The sequence below is a fragment of the Janthinobacterium sp. 1_2014MBL_MicDiv genome, assembly GCF_001865675.1.
Taxonomy (GTDB): domain Bacteria; phylum Pseudomonadota; class Gammaproteobacteria; order Burkholderiales; family Burkholderiaceae_D; genus Janthinobacterium.
On record NZ_CP011319.1, the window covers coordinates 2,686,880 to 2,709,387 of the forward strand.

The 22,508-nt window shown below is 64.4% G+C and carries 23 protein-coding genes; 11 read left to right on the forward strand and 12 right to left on the reverse strand.

The window, feature by feature from the left end; genetic code table 11:
* Positions 1-88: 88 nt before the first annotated feature.
* Positions 89-994 carry a LysR family transcriptional regulator gene (locus YQ44_RS11735; RefSeq protein WP_071323535.1) on the forward strand — a complete coding sequence of 302 codons (906 nt, stop codon included), beginning with the start codon at positions 89-91 and terminating at the stop codon, positions 992-994.
* Here the strand turns inward: YQ44_RS11735 and YQ44_RS11740 are convergent.
* On the reverse strand, positions 991-1,752 hold the full coding sequence (locus tag YQ44_RS11740) for a nucleotidyltransferase domain-containing protein (protein ID WP_071323536.1): 762 nt from the start codon (positions 1,750-1,752) through the stop codon (positions 991-993). The two genes, YQ44_RS11735 and YQ44_RS11740, sit on opposite strands and share 4 nt — an antisense overlap.
* A gap of 226 nt (positions 1,753-1,978) precedes the next feature.
* On the opposite strand from YQ44_RS11740, the gene YQ44_RS11745 reads away from it, so the two are divergent.
* Positions 1,979-2,182, forward strand: a complete 204-nt coding sequence (locus tag YQ44_RS11745; RefSeq protein ID WP_071323537.1) for a hypothetical protein — start codon at positions 1,979-1,981, stop codon at positions 2,180-2,182.
* A gap of 92 nt (positions 2,183-2,274) precedes the next feature.
* Here the strand turns inward: YQ44_RS11745 and YQ44_RS11750 are convergent, their stop codons facing one another.
* The gene (locus YQ44_RS11750; protein WP_071323538.1) at positions 2,275-3,975 is read right to left on the reverse strand and encodes an MFS transporter; all 1,701 of its coding nucleotides are present in this window, start codon (positions 3,973-3,975) and stop codon (positions 2,275-2,277) included.
* A gap of 258 nt (positions 3,976-4,233) precedes the next feature.
* On the opposite strand from YQ44_RS11750, the gene YQ44_RS11755 reads away from it, so the two are divergent.
* The 4 genes from YQ44_RS11755 to YQ44_RS11770 all read left to right on the forward strand — a co-directional run bounded on the left by YQ44_RS11755 (position 4,234) and on the right by YQ44_RS11770 (position 7,522).
* The gene (locus YQ44_RS11755) at positions 4,234-5,412 is read left to right on the forward strand and encodes an acetyl-CoA C-acyltransferase (protein WP_071323539.1); all 1,179 of its coding nucleotides are present in this window, start codon (positions 4,234-4,236) and stop codon (positions 5,410-5,412) included.
* 138 nt (positions 5,413-5,550) lie between these two features.
* A complete protein-coding gene (locus tag YQ44_RS11760; RefSeq protein ID WP_071323540.1) occupies positions 5,551-5,853 on the forward strand; it encodes a Dabb family protein in 303 nt (100 codons plus the stop codon).
* Positions 5,854-6,017: 164 nt separating this feature from the next.
* Entirely contained in the window at positions 6,018-7,019 is a 1,002-nt protein-coding gene (locus YQ44_RS11765; protein WP_071323541.1) for an NADP-dependent oxidoreductase, read from the forward strand.
* A 77-nt stretch (positions 7,020-7,096) separates the two neighbouring features.
* On the forward strand, positions 7,097-7,522 hold the full coding sequence (locus tag YQ44_RS11770) for a GNAT family N-acetyltransferase (RefSeq protein ID WP_071323542.1): 426 nt from the start codon (positions 7,097-7,099) through the stop codon (positions 7,520-7,522).
* Between the two features lie 132 nt (positions 7,523-7,654).
* Here YQ44_RS11770 and YQ44_RS11775 read toward each other — a convergent pair whose 3' ends face one another.
* The 9 genes from YQ44_RS11775 to ygfZ form a co-directional block, all read right to left on the reverse strand.
* A complete protein-coding gene (locus tag YQ44_RS11775; RefSeq protein WP_071323543.1) occupies positions 7,655-8,665 on the reverse strand; it encodes an ABC transporter permease subunit in 1,011 nt (336 codons plus the stop codon).
* A 112-nt stretch (positions 8,666-8,777) separates the two neighbouring features.
* A complete protein-coding gene (locus YQ44_RS11780; protein WP_071323544.1) occupies positions 8,778-10,277 on the reverse strand; it encodes a sugar ABC transporter ATP-binding protein in 1,500 nt (499 codons plus the stop codon).
* Positions 10,278-10,357: 80 nt separating this feature from the next.
* Positions 10,358-11,293 carry an ABC transporter substrate-binding protein gene (locus YQ44_RS11785; protein WP_156894800.1) on the reverse strand — a complete coding sequence of 312 codons (936 nt, stop codon included), beginning with the start codon at positions 11,291-11,293 and terminating at the stop codon, positions 10,358-10,360.
* A gap of 52 nt (positions 11,294-11,345) precedes the next feature.
* Positions 11,346-12,296 (reverse strand): transaldolase, encoded by a 951-nt coding sequence (gene tal / locus YQ44_RS11790; protein ID WP_071323545.1) that lies wholly within the window; start codon positions 12,294-12,296, stop codon positions 11,346-11,348.
* A 6-nt stretch (positions 12,297-12,302) separates the two neighbouring features.
* On the reverse strand, positions 12,303-13,784 hold the full coding sequence (gene xylB / locus YQ44_RS11795) for a xylulokinase (RefSeq protein ID WP_198043968.1): 1,482 nt from the start codon (positions 13,782-13,784) through the stop codon (positions 12,303-12,305).
* Positions 13,785-13,815: 31 nt separating this feature from the next.
* Positions 13,816-14,817 (reverse strand): LacI family DNA-binding transcriptional regulator, encoded by a 1,002-nt coding sequence (locus tag YQ44_RS11800; protein WP_071323547.1) that lies wholly within the window; start codon positions 14,815-14,817, stop codon positions 13,816-13,818.
* Positions 14,818-15,472: 655 nt separating this feature from the next.
* On the reverse strand, positions 15,473-16,210 hold the full coding sequence (locus YQ44_RS11805) for an NRDE family protein (RefSeq protein WP_071323548.1): 738 nt from the start codon (positions 16,208-16,210) through the stop codon (positions 15,473-15,475).
* Positions 16,201-16,491: a DUF4936 family protein gene (locus YQ44_RS11810; RefSeq protein ID WP_071323549.1), complete on the reverse strand. Its 291-nt coding sequence runs from the start codon at positions 16,489-16,491 to the stop codon at positions 16,201-16,203. Before YQ44_RS11810 ends, YQ44_RS11805 begins: the two co-directional genes overlap by 10 nt.
* Before the next feature lie 7 nt (positions 16,492-16,498).
* Positions 16,499-17,605 carry a CAF17-like 4Fe-4S cluster assembly/insertion protein YgfZ gene (gene ygfZ / locus YQ44_RS11815; protein ID WP_232251262.1) on the reverse strand — a complete coding sequence of 369 codons (1,107 nt, stop codon included), beginning with the start codon at positions 17,603-17,605 and terminating at the stop codon, positions 16,499-16,501.
* Positions 17,606-17,790: 185 nt separating this feature from the next.
* Between ygfZ and mltG the strand changes: the two genes are divergently transcribed.
* The 5 genes from mltG to YQ44_RS11840 all read left to right on the forward strand — a co-directional run bounded on the left by mltG (position 17,791) and on the right by YQ44_RS11840 (position 21,814).
* Entirely contained in the window at positions 17,791-18,777 is a 987-nt protein-coding gene (gene mltG / locus YQ44_RS11820; RefSeq protein ID WP_071323551.1) for an endolytic transglycosylase MltG, read from the forward strand.
* 21 nt (positions 18,778-18,798) lie between these two features.
* Positions 18,799-19,440 (forward strand): dTMP kinase, encoded by a 642-nt coding sequence (tmk, locus tag YQ44_RS11825; protein ID WP_071323552.1) that lies wholly within the window; start codon positions 18,799-18,801, stop codon positions 19,438-19,440.
* 15 nt (positions 19,441-19,455) lie between these two features.
* Complete coding sequence (locus YQ44_RS11830) at positions 19,456-20,484, forward strand: DNA polymerase III subunit delta' (protein WP_071323553.1); 1,029 nt, start codon at positions 19,456-19,458, stop codon at positions 20,482-20,484.
* A 197-nt stretch (positions 20,485-20,681) separates the two neighbouring features.
* Complete coding sequence (locus YQ44_RS11835; RefSeq protein WP_071323554.1) at positions 20,682-21,068, forward strand: VOC family protein; 387 nt, start codon at positions 20,682-20,684, stop codon at positions 21,066-21,068.
* 101 nt (positions 21,069-21,169) lie between these two features.
* Positions 21,170-21,814 carry a hypothetical protein gene (locus YQ44_RS11840; protein ID WP_071323555.1) on the forward strand — a complete coding sequence of 215 codons (645 nt, stop codon included), beginning with the start codon at positions 21,170-21,172 and terminating at the stop codon, positions 21,812-21,814.
* Positions 21,815-21,886: 72 nt separating this feature from the next.
* Here YQ44_RS11840 and YQ44_RS11845 read toward each other — a convergent pair whose 3' ends face one another.
* Complete coding sequence (locus YQ44_RS11845) at positions 21,887-22,417, reverse strand: GNAT family N-acetyltransferase (RefSeq protein ID WP_071323556.1); 531 nt, start codon at positions 22,415-22,417, stop codon at positions 21,887-21,889.
* Positions 22,418-22,508: the final 91 nt, after the last annotated feature.

Below are 22,508 nucleotides of genomic sequence, written 5' to 3' on the forward strand. Positions count from 1 at the left end.
AAATGACAGCGTAAACACTTGCGGCAATCTATACTAGAGCGAAATTTTTAATTTCAAATTCCATAAATGAAATCATATTCGACGCATCATGCTGGATGACCTGGCCCTGTTTGTCGCCATCGTGGAGGCGGGCAGCCTGCATGCGGCCGCCGTGCAGGAAGACTTGCCGCCCGCCACCGTCACGCGCCGCCTGCAAAAACTGGAAAGCGAGCTCGGTTACCGCTTGCTGAACCGCAGCGCGCGCCGCCTGCAGCCGACGGCGGAAGGCTGGCAATACTATGAGCAGTGCCGCCCGCTCGTGCATGCCTTGCGGCAAGCCACGCGGCAGCTCGACGCCAGCCTGTCGGCCGTCTCGGGCAGCATCCGCGTGCTGGCGCCCGTCAACTTTGCCAGCGGCCTGCTGACGCCGGCCTGGGTCAGCTTCATGCGGCAGTATCCCGACATCCGCCTGGAGCTGGAACTGTCGAACCGCCTGCAAGACCTGGTGGTGAGCGGCGCCGACCTGGCCATCCGCGTGGGCGCGCTCGACGATTCCTCGCTGATGCAGCGCCGCCTGGGCAGCGCTGCGCTGGTGATGGTCGCCGCGCCCGCTTACCTGGCGCGCGCCGGCGTGCCGCAAGACTTGCAGGAACTCGAGCGGCATGAGCTGATCGTGGCCGAACCGCTGCGCAGCTGGCGCTTGCGGCGGCCCGGCGACGGCGCCGAAATGGTGATCCAGCCGCAGGCGCGCCTGCGCGTCAATGAAATGCGCCTGGCCGTGGAAATGGCGGACGCCAGCATCGGCATCTTGCTGTGTCCGCTGCTGCAATGCCGCGACGAAGTGGCCCGTGGCAGCCTGGTGCGCGTCCTGCCCGACTGGATGCCGCAGCCTCGCCACGTGTACGCCGTGTGGACGCAGCGGCGCTACCTGCCGGCCCGCGTGCGCGTGCTGCTCGAGCACCTGGCCACGTTTGCGGCCGGCAATCCCCTGTTGAACGGGGAGCCGGGCGCTTAAATCGCCTGCTGCCGCGCCAGCCACCGCGTGAACTGGCGCAGCGCCGGCACGAAGCCGTCAGCCGGCGCGGCGCCCGGCCGGGCCTGGGCCAGGAAGCAGGCCAGCTGCGCCCGCATGCCGGGATGGCGGCGCAGGAACAGCTGCGCGTGTTCGTCCAGGCTGGCGGGCCAGCAGGCGTCGCCGTCGCGGCGCAGGATATTCGTGGAACGGATCAGCTTGCGTGACGCTTCCCGCTGCAGGCGCGCGATGGCGGCCGGCTCGGTCGCCCTTTCGAGGCGCCGCGCGTAGTCGTCCAGCACGTGGGCAAAGTCGCCATTCACGGCCATGGCGATGGCGCGCGATGGCGCGAACGGCGCGAAATGGGTCGACAGGTCGTCGCCCCACAGGCAGCGGCACTGGTGCTTGAGCCAGTAGCCCCAGCTGTACAAGTGCTCCGGCGCCAGCACCTGGGCCCGGTGGCCGATATCGAAATCGACCTTGAGCACTTCCGGATGGCGCGCCTGCAACGCCTGCCGCAGCGTTTCCAGCGCCGCGGCGTGCGCCGGTGCCGGCGCCTGGCGCAGCACCAGCGTCAGGTCGAGGTCGGATACGCCAGGCGTGGCGTCGCCGCGCGCGATGCTGCCGTAAAGGTAGATGCCATCGAGCAAGTCCCCGGCGTGCGCGGCCAGGGTGGCGCAGGCGTCCTGCAGCAGGGCGTCGAAGGCTGGCTGCAGCGCAGCGTCGGGGGCGGGCGGCAGGAAGGTGGCGGTGGCGGGCATGTCCGGAGCATTGAGCGTGAAAGCAACAGCTACCATAGCATGCGGCCGGGCTGGCGCGCCAGGCTGGGCCGGGAAGCATGGGCGCCGCCGTTAATTATTACCATTCAGTAATACCGAGCGCTTGTACTTCGCGCCGGGATCGCGTTAAGATAAAGCCGCTCGCTTATCAAGCTTGTAACCTGGTGTTTTTTGTCGCGCAATCCCTTCCATACACATGTGAGATGCAATGAAATATCTGATCGTTCCCTTCCTGTTGGCCATTACCGGCTGCGAGGTACTGTATGACGCGAACCGGGACAAGATCGGCGAGTACTGCAACAGCCTGAATAATTTCGACGACCGCAATGCCTGCCGCAAGCGCAACCAGACCAGCTACCAGGAATACGTGCAGCAGCGCGACAAGCTGAAAAAGGGCGCCACGGAAAAGTAAGCGTCCCGCCGCCGCATAAAAAAAACGCCGCTGAGATATCAGCGGCGTTTTGCTTTGCGGGCCCCGGCAGCGCGGCCGGGGCTTGCATTGCATCAGTCGTCGGCGTAGATATTGTTGTCTTTGGTTTCGCCGACAAACAGGGTGCCGATCACGACAGTCGCCAGGGCGACGACGATCGGATACCACAGGCCATAATAGATGTCGCCCTTGAAGGCCACCAGCGCGAAGGCCGTGGTCGGCAACAGGCCGCCGAACCAGCCGTTACCGATATGGTAAGGCAGGGACATCGAGGTGTAGCGTATGCGGGTCGGGAACATTTCCACCAGCATGGCGGCGATCGGGCCGTACACCATGGTCACGTACAGCACCAGGATGAACAGCAGCAGCACGACCATCGGCTTGTTGATCTGTTCCGGATCGGCTTTCGCAGGGTAACCGGCTTCCTTGATGCCGGCGCCCAGTTCCTTCTTCAGCGCCGCTTCATGGGCCTTGCTCTCGGCGTCGAAGTTCAGGCCATCGGCAGTCATGACGGCGTTAAACGAGGAGAACTCCTTCGTGCCGATGCGGACCTTGGCGATGCTGCCTGCCGGTGCATCTTCCTTCGTGTAGTTGACGGAGCTGTTCGACAGGAAGCCGGTGGCGATGTCGCACGACGATGGGAATTTCTTGGTGCCCGTCATGTTGAACTGGAAGTGGCAGGAGGCGGGATCGGCCACCACGACCACTGGCGAGTTCTTCAGTGCAGCTTCCAGTTGCGGGTTGGCGAAGTGGGTCAGGCCGTTGAAGATCGGGAAGTAGGTGGCGGCGGCGATCAGGCAGCCGCCGAGGATGATGTACTTGCGGCCGATGCGGTCGGACAGGCTGCCGAAGAACAGGAAGAACGGCGTGGCCAGCAGCAGGGCGATGGCGACGAGCACGTTGGCCGTTGCCAGGTCCACTTTCAGGGTCTGGATCATGAAGAACAGCGCGTAGAACTGGCCCGTGTACCAGACGACGGCCTGGCCTGCGGTCAGGCCGATCAGGGCCAGGATGACGATCTTCAGGTTTTTCCACTTGCCGAATGCTTCCGTCAGCGGGGCTTTCGAGGTCTTGCCTTCGGCTTTCATCTTGGCGAACGCCGGCGATTCATTCATGGCCATGCGGATCCAGACGGAAATACCCAGCAGCACCACGGAGAGCAGGAACGGCACGCGCCAGCCCCACGCCTCGAATGCCTGCTCGCCGGTCGCCAGGCGGGTGCCCAGGATGACCATCAGCGACAGGAAGAAGCCCAGGGTCGCCGTCGTCTGGATCCACGCCGTGAACGCACCGCGCTTGCCTTCAGGGGCGTGTTCCGCCACATACGTGGCGGCGCCGCCGTATTCGCCGCCCAGGGCCAGGCCTTGCAGGATGCGCAGGATGACGAGGATGATAGGCGCGGCGATGCCGATGGACGCATGGCCCGGCAGCAAGCCGACGATGAAGGTGGAGCCACCCATGATGATGATGGTGACGAGGAAGGTGTACTTGCGGCCGATCATGTCGCCGAGGCGGCCGAAGACCAGCGCGCCGAAGGGACGCACGATGAAGCCGGCGGCAAAGGCCAGCAGCGCGAAAATGAAGGTGGTGGTGGGGTCGCCGATGAAGAATTGCTTGGCGATGATGGAGGCCAGCGAACCGTACAGGTAAAAATCGTACCATTCAAAGACGGTGCCTAGCGAGGACGCAAAGATGACCTTGCGTTCCTCCGGCGTAATCGGAGTTCCCTTGGTGGAAATTTTCCGTACGTCGGCCGAGCCGGATGGTGTTGCCATGGTTTGTCTCCCTATATTTATAGTGAACCGTTGCCGAGGTCTTAGATTGACCATTCTTGCAACAGCTGGAGCCGAGTGTGTTCTCTTAACCTTACGTCATGCTTGCTTGAAACTTACACGGAGCTTACAGTGCGCGGCTTTTACGCGGGCGCAAAACAGCGTGCAACTTTGCGAACGACCGTACTTAAATGTGCTATTCTGCCTGCATGCACTGCACCGTAGACATCACCACAAAACATTCCCACAAGGAGACACAGCATGAATGAAGCCGTCATCGTTTCGACCGCCCGCACGGGCCTGGCCAAGTCCTGGAAGGGCGCGTTCAACATGACGCATGGCGCCACCCTGGGCGGCCATGTGCTGGCCGCCGCCGTCGAGCGCGCGCGCATCGAGGCGGAAGAAGTGGAAGACGTACTGGTTGGCTGCGCGTTTCCGGAAGGCGCGACGGGCGGCAATATCGCGCGCCAGGTGGCCTTGCGCGGCGGCTGCCCCGTGACGACGGCCGGCATGACCGTCAACCGCTTCTGCTCGTCCGGCCTGCAGGCGATCGCCTTGGCGGCGCAGCGCATCATCGCCGGCGAAGGCGATATCTATGCGGCCGGCGGCGTGGAGTCGATTTCCTGCGTACAAAACGAGATGAATACGCATATGTACCGCGACGTCTGGCTGCAGCAGCACAAGCCGGAAGTGTACTGGCCCATGCTGCAGACGGCCGAAACCGTGGCCAAGCGCTACCAGATTTCGCGCGAACGCCAGGATGTGTATGGCGCGCAAAGCCAGCAGCGCGCCGCCGCGGCCCAGGCCGCCGGCCTGTTCGACGCGGAAATCGTGCCGATGACCACCATCATGGGCGTGGCCGACAAGGCCAGCGGCATGCTGGTGTCGCGCGAAGTGACGATTGCCGCCGACGAAGGCATCCGCGCCGACACCACATATGACGGCGTGGCGAAGATCCGGCCTGCCATGCCGGGCGGCGTCATCAGCGCCGGCAATGCCAGCCAGTTTTCCGACGGCGCGTCGATGGCCATCGTGATGAACGCCAAAGTGGCCGAAGCGAAAGGCTTGCAGCCGCTGGGCGTGTTCCGCGGCTTTGCCGTGGCCGGCTGCGAACCCGATGAAATGGGCATCGGCCCGGTGTTTGCCATCCCGAAACTGTTGAAAAAAGCGGGCTTGACGGTGGCCGACATCGGCCTGTGGGAACTCAACGAGGCATTCGCCGTGCAAGTGCTGTACTGCGCCGACACGCTGGGCATCCCCATGGAGCGCCTGAACGTAAACGGCGGCGCCATCGCCGTCGGCCACCCGTTCGGCGTGTCGGGCGCGCGCCTGACGGGCCACGCCTTGATCGAAGGCAAGCGCCGTGGCGTGAAATACGTGGTGGTGACCATGTGCATCGGCGGCGGGCAGGGCGCGGCCGGCCTGTTCGAAGTGCTGTGATGATCGCGAGTCCAGCCATGTAATCGCGTCTGCGGGCGGCCTTTGTGGCCGCCCGTTTGCATTCCGCCCCCTGTTCCTGCAGAGCGCGCCGATAGCGGTTACAGTAATGCTTCATTTATAAACAACCAGCCTGCCACCATGATCAAGCACATCGTTTTCTGGAAACTCAAAGACCATGCCGAAGGCGCGGACCGCGCCACGAATGCATTGAAACTCAAGGCTTTGCTCGATTCCTGCGCCGACCTGGTGCCCGGCATCGTGACATTCGAGGCGGCAGTGGCCCAGCCTGGCCTGGAAGCCACGTACGACATCGTGCTGTACAGCGAGTTCGCCAGCCGCGAAGCGCTCGATGCCTACCAGAACCACCCCGAGCATGTGAAGATCAAGCCGTTTTTCGGCGCCGTGCGCGAAGCGCGGCAATGCATGGATTACGAAGTGTAAGGACGCAGAACTAAACCTGCTGCGCGTCGGCACAGGCGGCCCGCGATGTTTACCGTCCTTCAGTACGGTTGCGCTTCCCGGTTGCCTCCGCCTGGCGCTCGCGACGGTTTGGTACGGTGTCGTGAATATCAATGTTAGCCATCAACTTTATTGACAGGAGCATCATGAGCACATATCAACGCATCGTCCTCGCTTCGCGCCCCGCGTCCACGGATGAAGTCCAGCCGGCGCATTTTCGCCTGGAAACCAAAGACATTCCCGCCATCGCGGAGGGCCAGTTGCTGGTGCGCAACCATTATCTGTCGCTCGATCCCTATATGCGCGGGCGCATGAGCGCGAATAAAAGCTATGCGGCGCCGCAGGCGCTCGATGAAACCATGATAGGCGGCACGGTCGGCGTGGTGCTCGAGTCGAAGCATCCGAAGTTTGCCGTCGGCGACACGGTGGTGGGCACCCTGGGCTGGACGGAAGTGGCCGTGTCGGACGGCACGATGCTGCGCAAGGTCGATACCACGCATATCCCGGCGTCCGCCTACCTGGGCGCCGTGGGCATGCCCGGCATGACGGCCTGGTATGGCTTGAACCAGATCATGGCGCCAAAGGCGGGCGAAACCGTGGTCGTGTCGGCCGCCAGCGGCGCCGTGGGCAGCGTCGTCGGCCAGCTGGCGAAATTGCAAGGTTGCCGGGTGGTCGGCATCGCCGGCGGCGCCGAGAAATGCGCGTACGTCGTCGATACGCTGGGTTTTGACGCCTGCATCGACTACAAGGCGGGCAATCTGGCGTCCGACCTGGCGGCGGCCACGCCGGACGGCATCGACGCCATCTTTGAAAACGTGGGCGGCGCCGTATTCGATGCGGCCCTGGCGCGCACCAACGCGTTTGGCCGCGTGGCCGTGTGCGGCTGGATCGCCGGCTACAATGGCGAGCCGACGCCGCTCGACAATGCGCGCCTGATCCTCACCAACCGCCTCACCGTGCGCGGCTTCATCGTTTCGGAACAGCCGGAATTCTGGCCGCAAGGCCTGGCGGAACTGGGTTCGCTGGTGGCGACGGGCAAGCTGACATTCCGCGAATCCGTGGCCGACGGCCTGGCCAGCGCGCCCGAAGCCTTCATCGGTCTGTTAAAAGGCCGTAACTTCGGCAAGCAGCTGGTGAAGCTGACTTGACGCGGTCGGGCTGCGTGCCCTGCTAAAGAAGGGCAGGCCGTGCGACAATAACGGCCTGTCTTTTACTACTGCCTACCATGACCAAGCACACTATCCGCCTCGGCGACTGGGCCACCCTGGGCCAGGACGCCACCGCCATCCGTTTCGAAGTCTTTGTCGATGAACAGAAAGTGCCGGCCGAGATCGAACTCGACGACATGGACGCCGTCTGCCTGCATGCCGTCGCCTATGACGCGGCCGGCGTTGCCGTCGGCACGGGCCGTTTACTGCCGGATGGCCACATCGGCCGCATGGCCGTGCGCCAGCCGGGCCGCGGCACGGGCGTGGGCGGCGCCATCCTGCAACTGCTGATGGAAAAAGCGCGCGAACGGGGCGACCGCGCCGTCGTGCTGAACGCGCAAACCGTGGCCGCGCCATTCTATGCGCGCCACGGTTTCGTGCAGCAGGGGAATGTATTCGAAGAGGCGGGGATTGCGCATGTGGAGATGCGGCTGGAGTTTTGAGCCTTGCGCACGAGGTTGTCGGATGACGGCCTGCGGCCTCGGCGGCCCCGCCTAATCCGGCCTGCGCCGACCTGCTGCGGCTATGGCAGGTCGGGTCAGCGCGCAGCGCATAACCCGACATCACCAGCACAATCAGTTCTGCGCGTGCGACTGGCGCCATTTATCGAGGATGACGGCCAAGACAATCACGACACCCTTGGCCACATACTGCCAGAACGACGACAGTCCGAGGATCGTCAAGCCATTGTTCATCACGCCGATGATCAAGGCGCCGATGACGGTGCCCCAGACGGAGCCCACGCCGCCCATCAGGCTCGTGCCGCCCAGCACGACGGCGGCGATGGCGTCCAGCTCATAGCCCGTGCCCCAGTTGCCGTTGGCCGCGTACAGGCGGCTGGCCGACATGGCGCCGCCCAGGCCGGCGAACAGGCCGCTGATGGTGTAGACAAACATCAGCACGAGGCCGACCTTGATGCCCGTCAGGCGGGCCGCCTGGATATTGCCGCCGACGGCGTAGATATGCAGGCCCAGCGTCGTCTTGCGCAGGATGAACCACGTCAGCACGACGACGGCGGCGGCCAGCCAGATCAGCCAGGGCACGGCCAGGAAGCTGCCATTGCCCATCCATTCGAAACTGGGGATTTCCGTGTTCAGCACGCTGGTGCCGTCGGCCAGCAGGTAGGCGGCGCCGCGCAGGGCCGTCATGGTGCCCAGGGTGACGACGAAGGGGTTCAGGCCGACGAGGGCCACCAGCACGCCGTTCAGCGCGCCCAGCAGCAGGCCGACGATGAGGAAGGTGGGAATCGAGAAGCCGGCGAACTGGGCCGATAGCGACATCAGCATGCCCGCCACGGCCGAGACGGCCAGCACGGAGCCGACGGACAGGTCGATGCCGCTGGTCAGGATGACGAAGGTCATGCCCGAGGCCAGCACGATATTGATCGACACCTGGCGGAAGATATTCATGGTGTTGTTGCTGGTCATGAAGGTCGATGTGCCGTCGGCCGAGAAATACACGGTCAAGCCATACATGGCCAGGTACAGCACCACCAGCACGGGCAGCATGCCCAGGCGGCGCATCAGGTTCGAGGCATTGAAGGGTTCTCCGGCGCGCGCGGCGCCGCTGGTGGTACTCGTAGTCATGGTCTATCTCCTGAATGATTATGCTAATACGTATTCCTGGAACGCCTGACAAAACCGTAGCGGGCGGAAGCGGCTTGTGGTCGAGACGCGCAGCAGGTTTTGACAGGTGGTCTTATGCCGCTTCCAGCTGGGTGGCGTAGGCAAGGATGTTTTCCTGCGTGATGTCGTCGCCCGTCACTTCGCCCGTCAGCCGTCCTTCGCACATCACCATCACGCGGTCGCAGATGCCGACCAGTTCGGCCAGTTCGCTGGAAATGCATAGCACGGCCGTGCCCGCATCGGCCAGCTGGTGGATGATCTTGTAGATTTCGCTCTTCGCGCCCACGTCCACGCCGCGCGTCGGTTCATCGAGGATGAGGACCTTGGGCGCGATGGCCAGCCAGCGCGCCAGCAAGACTTTCTGCTGGTTGCCGCCCGACAATCCCCCGACGATGCCTTCCGGGCCCGACACCTTGACGTTCAGGTTGGCAATCGCCTCGCGCGTGAGCTGCGTCAGGGCGCCGCGGTTGACCACGCCCGCCGTGGAATGCTTGGAAAGGATATTCATCGACATGTTTTCCATGGCCGACAATTGCATGAACAGCCCTAGGCTCTTGCGGTCTTCCGGCAGGTAGCCGATGCCGTGGCGGATGGCCGCCAGCGGCCGCTGGATATGCACTTCCTGGCCGTCGAGCCAGACTTGTCCCGATTGCTTCTTGTCGGCGCCAAAGATCAGGCGCGCCAGTTCCGTGCGGCCCGCGCCGACGAGGCCGGCCAGGCCCGTCACTTCGCCCGCATGCAGGGCGAACGAAGCGGGCTTGACCTTGCCGCCGCCCACGTTTTCCACGCGCAGCCGTTCGGCGCCGCGCGACGTGCGGCGCTGGTGCGAGTAAAAGTCGTCGGCGGGACGGCCCACCATCATTTGCACGACTTTCTTTTGATCCAGCTCATCCTTGCCCAGCTCGCCCACATAGGCGCCGTCGCGCAGCACCGTGATGCGGCGCGCCAGGCGCTCCACCTCGGCCATGCGATGGCTGATGTACAGCACGGCCAGGCCCTTGTCGCGCTGCTCTTCGATGATGCGGAACAATTGTTCGGTCTCGCGGTCGGACAGGGCGGCCGTCGGCTCGTCCATGATCAGGATGCGGCTTTCGTGCACGAGGGCGCGGGCGATTTCCACCTGCTGCTGCTCGGCGATCGACAGGCTGGACACCATGGTGTCGGCATCGAAACGGGAACCGAGGTCGGCCAGGATGGCGTTCGTGCGCGCGCGCATCTCGCCGCCCTTGACGGTCCAGAACGGTCCTTGCGGTTCGCTGCCCATGAAGACGTTCTGCGCCACCGTCATGTTCTTGGCCACGCTCAATTCCTGGTAGATCAGGTTGATGCCCAGCGCGCGTGCCTCGCCCGGGTTGCGGATACGAATCGGCTTGCCGTCGAGGATGATTTCACCGGCATCGGGGGTATAGACGCCCGAGAGGATTTTCATCAGGGTGCTCTTGCCGGCGCCGTTCTCGCCCATCACGGCATGGATTTCGCCGCTGCGCACCGTCAGGTGCACGCCGCGCAGCGCGCGCGTGGCGCCAAAGCGCTTCTCGATGCCGCGCATTTCAAAAATAATATCGTCGCTCATGGGAATATCCTTGCTGTGAAACTGGCGCCCGCCCCCGGGCCGGAGCCGGGGCGGGCGACATGTGGTTCAGGTCAGGCAGATCAGTTCTTTACCCAGCCCGTATAGGTGGCGACGTTTTCCTTGGTGATGGCAGGGGTCGGCAACAGCACCATGGTCTGCTTCGGCGTGCGGCCGTTCATGATGTCGTAGCCCATCTGCACGGCGTCGGTGGCCATGCGGTACGGGTTTTGCGCCGAGGTGGCGGCAAACAGGCCGGCCTTGTTTTTCAGGGCGTTCTGGCCATCGGGCGCGCCATCAACGGCCGTGATCAGTTTCACGTCCGTGCGCTTCGATTGCTTGATCGCCAGTTCGGCGCCGATGCCGGTCGGGTCGTTGATGGCGAACACGCCGTCGATCTTCGGATGGGCCGTCAGCAGGTTCGACATCACCGTCATGCCGCCGTCGCGGCTGCCGCCCGCATTCTGGTTGTCGGACAGGATCTTGATATCCTTGAACGCGGCCAGGGTCTTCTTGCAGCCGTTGACGCGGTCGATGACGGAGGTGACGGGCGGGCCGTTGAGGATCACCACATTGCCCTTGCCGCCGATCTGCTTGGCCAGGTAGGCGCACGAGACGTCGCCGGCCATGGTGTTGTCGGACATCACGGTGGCCGAGGCGCCCACGGCGCCCACGTCGACGGCGATGACGACCACGCCCGCATTGCGCGCCTTCTTGATGGCCGGCGCGATGCCCTTGGAATCGACGGCGTTCAGGATGATGATATCGGTCTTGTTGGCGATGAAGTTCTCGATCTGGTCCACCTGGGTGTTGAGGTCGTACTTGCTCGACACGGTGGTGACTTTCACGCCGGGGCCGCCCAGCTTTTTCGCGCTTTCTTCCGCGCCGCGGCCGATGGCGACGAAGAAGGGGTTGGCCAGGTCGCCCACGCTGACACCGATCGATTTCAGCGGTTTGTCGGCGGCGAAGGCGCCGCAGGCGGCGGACAGCAGCAGGGTGGCGGTAAGGACTTTTTTCATGGGTATCTCCAAAGGGTTTTTATTGTGAGAGCAGGGGTGCTACGGGTAAAACTTATTGCTTCTTTAATTTTTCGATCATGGCGTCCAGCTTGCCCGCATCGACGGCGAAGCCGCGGATGCCTTCGGCCAGCTTTTCGGTGGCCATCGCATCGTCGTTCAAGGCGTAGCGGAAAGCCGCCTCGTCATACGTGATGGCCGCCTGCGCCGCGCCGAGGTCGCCGCCCAGGGCGCGCTCGAACGGCGCATCCGCCGCTTCCAGCTTGGCCAGCAAGTCGGGGCTGATGGTCAGCAAGTCGCAGCCGGACAGCGCCGTGATCTGGCCCACGTTGCGGAAGCTGGCGCCCATGACCTGGGTGGCGATGCCATGTTGCTTGTAGTAATTGAAGATGCGCGTCACCGATTGCACGCCTGGATCGTTGGACAGGCTGCGCGCCGCTTCGTCCCAGGCCGCGCCCAGCGATTTCTTGTGCCAGTCGTAGATGCGGCCCACAAACGGCGAAATCAGGCGCACTTTCGCGTCGGCGCAGGCGACGGCCTGGCAAAACGCGAACAGCAGGGTCAGGTTGCAAAAGATGCCGTCCTGTTCCAGTTCGCGCGCCGCCTGGATGCCTTCCCAGGTGGCGGCGATCTTGATCAGCACACGTTCGCGCTTGATGCCGGCCTGCTCGTACAAGGCGATCAGGCGGCGCGCCCGGGCCACGGTGGCGGCGCGGTCAAAGCTCAGGCGGGCATCGACTTCCGTCGACACGCGGCCCGGCACCACCTTCAGGATTTCCAGGCCGAAGCGCACCAGCACCTGGTCGACGATGTCGTCCAGCGAGGCGGCTTGATGCTCGGCGACCGTGCTTTCCAGCAAGGGCGCGTAATCGGGCTGCAGCACGGCCTTCAGGATCAGCGACGGATTGGTGGTGGCGTCTTGCGGCGCGAAGCGGGCCAGTTGCATGAAGTCGCCCGTGTCGGCGACGACGGTGCTGTATTGCTTCAGTTGTTGCAGTTGAGTCATTGCTACTTATCCTTCGCTAAGTTGGTGCAAGGCCTGCACGGCAGGAAACAGGCTACGGTATCGACCGTAACGGACGCTCAAGGCTGCGCTGTGCGCGGCATCGGGCAAGAAAGTATTTTTGACGGGCAAGCCCTGCGCCAGCAGGCTGGCGTCGCCGATGGCGGCAAAGCCCAGCTTGGCCGCGCCCAGGCTGGCCGACAGCTCGCTGTGGTGCAGGGTGCGCATTTCGCGTCCCAGCACATTGGCCAGCAGCTGCGCCCAGTACTGGCTGCGCGCGCCGCCGCCCACCAGCAGGCAGTGCGGCACCACGGCGCCCGTCGAGGTGACGGCCGCCATGGCGTCGCGCAAGGCAAAGGCCACGCCTTCGAGCACGGCATAACCGAGCTGGGCGGTATTGCTGTCGTGGCCCAGCTGCAGGAAGGCGCCGCGCACCTGCGGGTCGTTATGCGGCGTGCGTTCGCCCGACAGGTAGGGCAGGAACAGCGGCGCCGACGGCGCGATGGCGGTATCGAGCGGCAAGCCCGCTTCCACCAGCGCCAGCAGGGCCGCCTCGTCGGGCAAGCCCAGCACGCCCGTGGCCCAGCGCAGGCAGCTGGCGCCGGACAGGATGGCGCCCATCGCATACCAGCGCCCGGGCAAGGCGTGGCAAAAGCTGTGCACGCCGCCGGCCGGGTTGCCCAGCGGCGCTTCGGTGACGCTGACGATGGCGGCGCTGGTGCCCAGCGAGATAAAACTGTCGCCGCCGTTGACGGCGCCGATGCCCACGGCCGAGACGGGGTTGTCGCCGCCGCCGCCGGCCACCACCACGTTCGCCGGCAAGCCCAGCTTGTCGGCGATGGATGCCAGCACCGTGCCCGTGGCCGCATCGCCTTCGGCCAGCGGCGGCAATTGCTCCGGCGCCAAGCCGCAGGCGGCCACCATGGGCGCGAACCAGGCGCGCTTCGCTTCGTCCAGCCACAGGGTGCCGGCCGCGTCGGACATGTCCGTGAGCTTGATGCCCGTCAAGCGCAGGCGCAGATAATCCTTCGGCGACAGCAGGCAGGCGATGGCGGCAAAGGCGGCCGGCTCATGCGTTTTCAGCCACAGCAGTTTCGGCGCCGTCAGGCCCGCCATGGCCAGGCTGCCCGTCACGTCCGCATAGGCGGGATATTCGCGCGCCAGGGCGGCCGCTTCGGCATCGGCGCGCGCATCGTTCCACAGGATGGCCGGGCGGATCACGGCATCATGGTCATCGAGCAGCACGGCGCCGTGCATCTGGCCCGACAGGCCGATGCAGGCAATGTGCGCAAAGTCTTGCGGCCAGCCGGCGCGCAGCTGGCCCAGCGCGGCGACGCAGGCGGCCCACCAGTCGTGCGGCGACTGTTCGGACCAGCCCGGCTGCGGGCGGCTGACGTCGAGGCGCACGGAGGCCTGGCCGCGCAAGTTGCCGTCGCGGTCCATCAGCACGGTTTTCAGTTCGGAGGTACCGAGGTCGATACCGAGGGAAATAGCTGAATGCATGGGTGTCTGGCGTAAAAGTTCAGGGGCAACCGCAGGAATTGCGCACGCGCAAGGCTGGCGACAAGCGCTGCACATGCTGGGCGCGGCCCGGGTTGGCGATACGGTCGATCAGCAGGTCGACGGCCATGGCGCCCAGCTCTTCGAGCGGCTGCGCCATCACGGTCAGGCGCGGGCTGAAATAATCGGCCCAGTCGAAATCATCGAAGCCGGCCAGCGCCACGTCTTGCGGTACCGCAATATGGGCGTCGCGCAAGGCGTGCATGGTGCCGATGGTCATCAGGTTGTTGCCGGCGACGATGGCTGTCGGGCGTTGCGGCAAGGCCAGCAGTTCGCGCGTTGCCATGCCGCTGCGCTCGAGGTTCGAGTCGCCCGAGCGCAGCAAGTCCCCATCGAAGGCGATGTTGGCGCGCTGCAAGGCCAGGCGGTAGCCCGCGATGCGCTCGTCCGTGGTGGACAGGCCCGGTGCGCCGGCGATGAAACCGATGCGGCGGTGGCCGTGGGCCGCGATCAGGTGGCCGACCAGTTCGGCCGTGGCCTCGATGTTTTCCACGCCCACCTGGTCGAACGCCTGCGGCGACATGCGGTCGACCAGCACGGAAGCGATCTTGTTGCTGCTTAAATAGTCGAGGGCGCGGTTGTGCGCGTCGCCGGACGGCGCCAGCACGATGCCGTCGACCCGGCGCTGGTGCAGGTTCTGCACCACCTTGAGTTCCTGCTCGGGGTCGTCGTGCGTATCGGAAAACAGCATCATCAAGCCGTGGCGCGTGCAGGCGGCCTCGATGGCGCGCACGGTTTCGCTGAAATAATGGTTGGTGAAGGCGGAAATGGCCACGCCGATGGTGCCCGACGAGGAGCCGGCCAGTGCGCGCGCCAGCATATTGGGCACATAGCCGATCTGCTGCATGGCCGCGTTGACGGCGGCGACGGTTTTCGGGCTGACCTTGCGGGTGCCGTTGAGTACGTGCGAGACGGTCGACAGCGATACGTCCGCCGCCCGCGCTACATCTTCCATGGTGGCCATGGTGTCTCCTGATGGTTTTTTTATTCTTATGTACTGCGATTGGATGCGGCTGTGTCGCCGCGTTGGAATCCATCGTAAACAAAAGAAAGCGCTTGCGCAAGCGCTTTCTTTTTTTGTGCGCATGGATGGCGTGTGGGTTTTCGATGAGGATAGGGGAAGCTTGCGCAGGTGATAGGGGAAGCTTGCGCAGGTCGGATCAGCGCGCCGGAGGCGCGCGTGATCCGACGTCGGGGACGGCGGTGATGCCGGTGGAGTGTGGTGGGTGGTGTCGGGTTACGCGCTGCGCGCTAACCCGACCTACCTGACTTTTTTTGTGCGCATGGATGGCGTGTGGGTTTTCGATGAGAATAGGGGAAGCTTGCGTAAGTCGGATCAGCGCGCCGGAGGCGCGCGTGATCCGACGTCGGGGACGGCGGTGATGCCGGTGGAGTGTGGTGGGTGGTGTCGGGTTACGCGCTGCGCGCTAACCCGACCTACCTGCCTTTTTTTGTGCGCATGGATGGCGTGTGGGTTTTCGATGAGGATAGTGCGTAGGTCGGATTAGCGCGCCGGAGGCGCGCGTAATCCGACGAGATGGGGAAGGTTATGGCGGACGGCGGTTGTTGCCGGCAAGGCCGCTGGCGTTGTCGGGTTACGCGCTGCGCGCTAACCCGACCTACTGAATCACCAGCTCATGCAGTTCGCCGGGGGAGTCGGGGAACAGTTTCACGACGGTGGACGTGCGCGTGCCGTAGCCCGGCGTTTCGATGCAGACGGCCGACAGCACGCGCTCGAGGTCGAGCGGCACGCCCGTGTCGGGCAGGCGGAAGTCGGGCGCGCGCGTGGTGTCGGCCAGCATGTCGAAATAGGCGTCGTCCGGGGCGCCCTGGCACAGCAGGCTGGCGAACTGGGCCTTGGTTTTCAGGACCTTCGGCCACGGCGCGTCGAGCAGGGCGTTCGACAGGCCGTAGATGCCCGGCGCCAAAGGCTGGCCGTTGCGCGCATCGCCATCGCCGCGGTTGGAGAACCAGATCAGGGTGCTGGCGTCGCCCAGCACGAGGTTGAAGCCGTTGTAGGCTTTGCAGCCGGGGCGGATCTGCGCGATGTAGTCTTGCGGCGACATCGTGCCGGCCAGGTAGTCGGCCACCAGGGCGCCGCGCGAGGGGGCGTCCGGGTTGCGGTCTTGCGGGCTGCGGATATTCGTGATGGCGGCAAAACGCGAACTGCCGCCGCCCGTCTGCGTGATGCCCATCCAGCTGCCGCCCGCCTGCAGGTCGCGCCCGGCATACACTTGCGGGTGCTCGGGCCAGGCGCCGGCGGGTGCGCTGGCGCGCTCATAGAATTCGTCGCGGTTGGCGGCGGCAATCAGCGGGATGTGCGGATTGACTTTCCAGGCAAAAACGATCAGGCACATGGGGGCAAATCCATGAACACTTCCGTGTGGCGGGCGCCTGCCGTCAGCGCCAGCAGGCCGGCCTCGTCGGCGGCGCTGGCCAGCAGGTCGGCAAAGCCTTCGCCGACGACGGGATAGATTTCCATCCACGTCTGCAAGCCGTCCTTGGCTTCCGGGCGGCGCTTCAGCTGCGGCGCCACGCCGGAGGCGGCCGCCAGCTTGCCTTGCAGGGCGCGGACCCTGGCTTCCAGCGCCTGGGCGTGCTCGTCTTTTACCTGATAGTAAATGTACAGATCTTTCATGGCATTCTCACAAGTCGAGTGCGTCGAGCACGTAAGGCATGGGCAGGAATTGCACGGCGGCACCCTGGGCCGAGCCGTAGCGCACGGCACCGGCGTCGCTTGAACCTGCTTCGATCGCCCCCAACTTCATTTCAACGAGGGCGTCAACGCCGCCGGCGCCGTTGGGCGCCGCGTTGACGACCATGCCGCAAGGCTGGTCCGGATCGCTGACGGCAAACAGTTCGCCGCCGGCCGCTACCGATGCCCCGGCGATGCTGACGAGGGTGGTGCGGCGCTTGAGCTTGCCCAAATACTGGCTGCGCGCGACGATTTCCTGGCCCGGATAGCAGCCTTTCTTGAAATTGACGCCGCCCAGCAGCTCGAAGTTGACCATTTGCGGCACGAACTGCTCTTGCGTGGCGGCCGTGATCTGCGGGATGCCCGCATGGATCTCGGCCAGTTGCCAGGCGTCGTTGCCGCCCTTGGCCAGCCGGGCAGTCAATTGCGGCCACGCGTCGCGCGCCGTGGCGGCCGACGCCAGCCATTGGTAGCGGGGACTGCCGAAGGCGTCGGCCACGCGCAGCAGGGTGCCCGCCGCATGCTCGACCTTGCTGAACGGCGTGGCGGGCAGGGTGGGGAACCAGGCGGACAGGGCCGCGTCGGCTTGCCGGCCGCCGACACCGAGCACGACCTGGTTCGCCGCATCGGCGGTGGCATCGTGCAGCTTGGCCTTGGCGCGCAGCACGAACATCTGCAAGCGCTTCTGGATGGCCGGCTGTATGGCGCGCGGCAATTGCAGATAGATGGTGGTGGCGTTGCGCCACATCAGGAAACTGGCCAGCAAGCGGCCTTTCGGCGTGCAGTAGCCGGCCAGGCGCACTTGTTCCTGGTTCAGGTGCTCGACATCGTTGGTCAGCTGGCCGTGCAGGAAACTGGCCGCATCGTCGCCATCGAGGCCGATCAAGCCCTGGTCCGTGATGGCCGCGACGAAGCCGTCTTGCAGCTGGGGCACTGTCAGGGACTGGCCGAAATCGGCGATGGGGGACGCGGTGGCGGGGACGGTACTGTCAGGCGCGCCTTCGGGAGGGACGGGACGGGCGCCTTGCGCAGCTAAAAATTGATTCCAGTTATTCATAATTTCCATTAGATCAGCGATTAAGCATTATCATTACGGGTTCATTATAGTGATGTCGCGCGGATCGCGTCGGCAGCGGCAAGAAACACAGCATTCGTGCAGGTTTGCGCAGACTTTCTTCACAAATGAACGATCACAACAAGCGGGCGCCGGCAACAGGCGCCGGCATAACAAGAATCGGAACAATGGCTTTCTTTAAAAAACTCGTAGTCAGTTCAGTCATCGCCGCCATCGGCGTCGGTGGTACTTTTGTGTACTGGGCGCAGCAGCCCATCACGACGGAAGGCGAAGCGATTCCGTTTACGATTTCGCCAGGCAGCGGCGCGCATGCGGCCGGCCAGCAGATCGCGGATGCGGGCGTGCCCATCGTGCCCATCCTGTTCAACTTGCTGGCGCGCATCGAAGGCAAGACGTCGAAGATCAAGGCCGGTTCCTACGAGCTGAAGCCGGGCACGACGCCGCAGCGCCTGATCACGCAGCTGGCGCGCGGCGAGTTCGCGCAAGAGTCGCTGACCATCATCGAAGGCTGGACCTTCAGGCAGATGCGCCTGGCCATGGCCGGCCACCCCGGCCTCAAGCACGACACCGTGGGCCTGTCCGACAAGGAACTGATGGCCAGGATCAGCCCGGAATATCCGCAGCCGGAAGGCCTGTTCTTCCCGGACACCTATCTGTTCGCCAAGGGCGCCAGCGAGATGCAGATCTTCAAGCAGGCGCACGCGGCCATGATCGGACGGCTGTCCGAGGCGTGGGACAAGCGCGACCCGGCCTTGCCGTATAAGAACCCGTACCAGGCGCTGATCATGGCCTCCATCGTGGAAAAGGAAACGGGGCAAAAGTCCGAACGCGCCATGATCGCCGGCGTGTTCGTGAACCGCCTGAAGACGGGCATGCTGCTGCAGACGGACCCCACCGTGATCTACGGCATGGGCGACAGTTACCAGGGCAAGATCCGCAAACGCGACCTGGAAGCGGACACGCCGTACAATACCTACACGCGCGGCGGCTTGCCGCCCACGCCGATCGCCTTGCCCGGCGCGCAATCGCTGACGGCGGCGCTGGCGCCGGCCCGCACGCAGGCGCTGTACTTTGTCGCGCGCGGCGACGGCACCAGCCAGTTCTCGGCCAACCTGCCCGACCATAACCGCGCCGTGAACCAGTATCAGCGTTAACATCAGAGAATAAGAAGTTTCATGACACAACAATATCAACCCCGCTTCATCACGTTCGAAGGCATCGATGGCGCGGGCAAGTCGACGCATATCGGCTTTGTCACTGATTACCTGCAGCAACAGGGCGTGCGCCTCGTCTCGTCGCGCGAACCGGGCGGCACCAGCCTCGGCGAAAAGCTGCGCGAATTGCTGCTGCATGAAAAGATGCACCTGGAAACGGAAGCCTTGCTGATGTTCGCCAGCCGCCGCGAACACATCGCGCAAGTCATCGCTCCCGCGCTCGAGCGGGGCGAGTGGGTCATTTCCGACCGCTTCTCGGACGCCAGCTTCGCTTACCAGGGCGGCGGACGCGGCATGGACTTGCGCAAGATGGAGCAACTGGAAGCGTGGGTGCATCCGCATTTGCAGCCGGACCTGACCTTCCTGTTCGACGTGCCGCTGGCCGTGGCCCGCGCCCGCCTGGACGCCACGCGCGCGCTCGACAAGTTCGAGCAGGAGCAGGCCGATTTCTTCGCCGCCACGCGCAACGAGTATCTGCGCCGCGCGGCCCAGTTCCCCGAGCGTTTCCGCATCATCGATTCCACGCAAAGCATCGTTGACATCCAGGTACAGCTCGCGCAGTTTCTTGATGTTCTGCTTGAGAAAAGTATCGCAAGTCACTGATTAACAAAGAATAATATGACCAGTTCTCTCTATCCTTGGCAACAGGACGCGTGGCAGCAGCTGCAAGCCCTGCGCCCGCGCATGCCGCACGCCATCCTGTTCCATGGCGCGCAGGGCATCGGCAAGGCCGACTTCATCGAGCACTTTGCGCAAGCGCTGCTGTGCGAAGACGTGCGCGCCGACGGCCATGCCTGCGGCGCCTGCGCCTCATGCGGCTGGTTTAGCCAGGGCAACCATCCCGATTACCGCCGCGTGCGTCCGGAAGCGCTGGAAGACGAAGTGGCCGACGAGGGCGAAGACGGCGAGGGCGCGAAGAAAAGCGCCAAGACCAAGACGCCGTCGAAAGACATCAAGATCGAGCAGATCCGCAACCTGGCCGACTTCATGAACATCTCCACGCACCGCCAGGGCTTGCGCGTGGTGGTGCTGTATCCGGCCGAAGCATTGAACACGCCGGCGTCGAACGCCTTGCTGAAGACGCTGGAAGAACCGCCGCCAGGCACGTTGTTCCTGCTGGCATCGAACAGCCTCGACCGCTTGCTGCCGACCATCCTGTCGCGCTGCCGCAAGTTCGCGCTGCCCATGCCCAGCCACGAGCAGGCGCTGGCCTGGCTCAAGGTGCAAGGCTTGAACGACGCCGACAGCTGGCTGCGCGAGCAGGGCGGCGCGCCACTGGCGGCGCTGGCCCAGTCCGAGTCGGGCGGGCGCGAAGAAACGGAGCAATTGCTGCAGGTGCTGGCCAATCCGGGCGTGGAAGCGGCCTTGAAGGCGGCCGACAAGCTGCAGAAGGCGCCGCTGGCGCCCCTCGTGGCTTCCCTGCAGCGCTGGCTGTACGACTTGTTTTCCATCAAGCTGTCGGGCACCATCCGCTACTACCCGCGCCACCGGCGCGAGCTGGAAGCCCTGGCCGGACGCATCAACGTGAGCCGGCTGATGGCCGCCATCAAGGCCGCCAACGAACGGCGCGCCATCGCCGAACACCCCTTGTCGCCAAAGCTGTTCCTCGAAGATATGCTGCTCGACTACGCGGCCAGCTGCCAGTAGGTAAAGTTTCAATCAATTCAAATGCTTGCATTGCGTACCTCATCTGAAATATGAGAAAGAAAGTGCGCGATCCGGTCCTTCCGGGCCGGCGCGCCGCTTCCTGCCGCCATGCCTGTTTGCCACGCCCGGGCCATGGTGTTAAAGTGAAATGAAAGTAACTTTTCATAACGGGCATCGTCCCGCACCGGAGGCAACACATGAAACGGGTCACTGGCATCGGCGGCATCTTCTTCCACGCGCAAGACCCGGCCGCGCTGCGCGCCTGGTACCAGCGCCACCTGGGGCTCGACGTCTTGCCGTGGGGCGGCGCCGCCTTCACCTGGACGGATGCCGACGGCAAGCCCACGGCCGGCACCACCATCTGGTCCGTTAGCGAAGCGGGCAGCGATCAATTCGCCCCGGGCAAGGCTGCCTTCATGATCAATTACCGCGTCGACAACCTCGACGCGCTGCTGCAAGTGCTGCGGGAAGAGGGCTGTAACGTGCTGGACAAGGCCCCCGATTCCGAATATGGCCAGTTCGGCTGGGTCATCGATCCCGAGGGCAACAAGGTCGAGCTGTGGCAGCCGCCCCCGGGGCAGTAAGCAGGCAGGACGGTCATTGCCCTGGCGGCGCCTGGGCATCGTTTCCCTGAGTTTCGGGGAAAGTCTTCTTATCCGTGTCGTCGTCACTGAAAGGATGCACCATGCTGCACGTTCCAGATGGATACACCACTGCCCGCGACGCCCTGCTGACCCTGCCGACCGGGCAACAGCTCCTGCACAGCATCCGCACGGCCAACGTGCGCGCCATCATTTCCCATGACTTGAATGGGGCATATGGCAGAACCGTGGATGCCCTCACCATCCACCTGACGCCCAATTTCGCGCAATTATCGCTGCCGCAACAAGCCTGCGTGATCGCGCACGAGCTGACCCATGCCCACGACCTGAGCTATGCCGACCAGAACGCGGACGACTACCGGGACAGCAAAGGCCTCGGCGATACCGAAATCAACGCACACTTTAATCAGGGACAGGTACTGCGCGAGTTTCGCAGTGCGCGCGCCAGGTTCGCCGCGCCCGATGCCCTCGCAATCGACGCGGCATGCGCCGGCGTCACGGTGTTTGGCCGCTCCGTCGACTGGATTACCCGGGCCGACGTCGTCAGCCACCTGGCGAACGGCATGTACGCCGGCCATGTGATCGGCTGGCGCCTGGGCGCAGGGATTTACAGCGATGACATGTACACCAGTGCGGCGCGGCCGTTTCACTGCGACGAAAACTGGCATACCTTCAGGCGCGTGCTGCCCGTGGAGGACGAAGGCGAGATCGAGGAAATCCACGTCTAGACGCGTCCATGGCCGCAGGGCTGGCGTCGCCATGGCAATGCCGGCGTCTGGAATGCGGCGCGCGGTGCGTTCTTAGGTGCTGCCCGGTTCCAGGTCCAGCGAAAACTGGTGGCCGTCGACCACGACACCATGCACAATGGCGATATCCGCAATCCCATTCCCCCGCGTGAAACCGCAGCGTTCCAGCACGCGGATCGATGCCGCATTGCCATCGATGGCGCAGGCGTAGAGCCGCGCCAGCCGCCATTCTTCACGGGCCAGGCCGATCAGGTGGCGCAGGGCGGCCGTGGCCAGGCCCTGTCCCGCATGCTGCTGGCCGACGCGGTAGCCGACTTCGGCCGTCTGCGCCTGCCGGTCGATATCCTTGAGGTTGGCGCGTCCGGCCAGCTGTCCGTGCTCGTCGAGGATGACGCACGGGTGCAAGCTGCCGCCCGCATGGCCTGCCAGGAAGTGCCGGATGTGGGCCAGCACGCCGTCCGCGCTGTAAAACCCGTCGGGCCGCGGATCGATGTGGCGTTCGAACCAGGCGCGGTTGTCCAGCTCGAAGGCCAGCAGTTGCGGCGCGTCGTCCAGGCGCAGGGTGCGGATGGTGTAGGGACTCATGAATGTTGTGGCGGCACGCGGCCGGCTCGCGATTGAAAGACATGAGTCTAGAGACGGAAGGCCGGGCCGGTCAATCTTGATTCGCGGAATC

What these genes read in the sequence shown, in the direction of transcription:
- YQ44_RS11735 (WP_071323535.1), top strand. Translation starts at nt 89, where the DNA reads ATGCTGGATGACCTGGCCCTGTTTGTCGCCATCGTGGAGGCGGGCAGC.
- YQ44_RS11740 (WP_071323536.1), bottom strand. Translation starts at nt 1,752, where the DNA reads ATGCCCGCCACCGCCACCTTCCTGCCGCCCGCCCCCGACGCTGCGCTG.
- YQ44_RS11745 (WP_071323537.1), top strand. Translation starts at nt 1,979, where the DNA reads ATGAAATATCTGATCGTTCCCTTCCTGTTGGCCATTACCGGCTGCGAG.
- YQ44_RS11750 (WP_071323538.1), bottom strand. Translation starts at nt 3,975, where the DNA reads ATGGCAACACCATCCGGCTCGGCCGACGTACGGAAAATTTCCACCAAG.
- YQ44_RS11755 (WP_071323539.1), top strand. Translation starts at nt 4,234, where the DNA reads ATGAATGAAGCCGTCATCGTTTCGACCGCCCGCACGGGCCTGGCCAAG.
- YQ44_RS11760 (WP_071323540.1), top strand. Translation starts at nt 5,551, where the DNA reads ATGATCAAGCACATCGTTTTCTGGAAACTCAAAGACCATGCCGAAGGC.
- YQ44_RS11765 (WP_071323541.1), top strand. Translation starts at nt 6,018, where the DNA reads ATGAGCACATATCAACGCATCGTCCTCGCTTCGCGCCCCGCGTCCACG.
- YQ44_RS11770 (WP_071323542.1), top strand. Translation starts at nt 7,097, where the DNA reads ATGACCAAGCACACTATCCGCCTCGGCGACTGGGCCACCCTGGGCCAG.
- YQ44_RS11775 (WP_071323543.1), bottom strand. Translation starts at nt 8,665, where the DNA reads ATGACTACGAGTACCACCAGCGGCGCCGCGCGCGCCGGAGAACCCTTC.
- YQ44_RS11780 (WP_071323544.1), bottom strand. Translation starts at nt 10,277, where the DNA reads ATGAGCGACGATATTATTTTTGAAATGCGCGGCATCGAGAAGCGCTTT.
- YQ44_RS11785 (WP_156894800.1), bottom strand. Translation starts at nt 11,293, where the DNA reads ATGAAAAAAGTCCTTACCGCCACCCTGCTGCTGTCCGCCGCCTGCGGC.
- tal (WP_071323545.1), bottom strand. Translation starts at nt 12,296, where the DNA reads ATGACTCAACTGCAACAACTGAAGCAATACAGCACCGTCGTCGCCGAC.
- YQ44_RS11800 (WP_071323547.1), bottom strand. Translation starts at nt 14,817, where the DNA reads ATGGCCACCATGGAAGATGTAGCGCGGGCGGCGGACGTATCGCTGTCG.
- YQ44_RS11805 (WP_071323548.1), bottom strand. Translation starts at nt 16,210, where the DNA reads ATGTGCCTGATCGTTTTTGCCTGGAAAGTCAATCCGCACATCCCGCTG.
- YQ44_RS11810 (WP_071323549.1), bottom strand. Translation starts at nt 16,491, where the DNA reads ATGAAAGATCTGTACATTTACTATCAGGTAAAAGACGAGCACGCCCAG.
- ygfZ (WP_232251262.1), bottom strand. Translation starts at nt 17,605, where the DNA reads ATGAATAACTGGAATCAATTTTTAGCTGCGCAAGGCGCCCGTCCCGTC.
- mltG (WP_071323551.1), top strand. Translation starts at nt 17,791, where the DNA reads ATGGCTTTCTTTAAAAAACTCGTAGTCAGTTCAGTCATCGCCGCCATC.
- tmk (WP_071323552.1), top strand. Translation starts at nt 18,799, where the DNA reads ATGACACAACAATATCAACCCCGCTTCATCACGTTCGAAGGCATCGAT.
- YQ44_RS11830 (WP_071323553.1), top strand. Translation starts at nt 19,456, where the DNA reads ATGACCAGTTCTCTCTATCCTTGGCAACAGGACGCGTGGCAGCAGCTG.
- YQ44_RS11835 (WP_071323554.1), top strand. Translation starts at nt 20,682, where the DNA reads ATGAAACGGGTCACTGGCATCGGCGGCATCTTCTTCCACGCGCAAGAC.
- YQ44_RS11840 (WP_071323555.1), top strand. Translation starts at nt 21,170, where the DNA reads ATGCTGCACGTTCCAGATGGATACACCACTGCCCGCGACGCCCTGCTG.
- YQ44_RS11845 (WP_071323556.1), bottom strand. Translation starts at nt 22,417, where the DNA reads ATGAGTCCCTACACCATCCGCACCCTGCGCCTGGACGACGCGCCGCAA.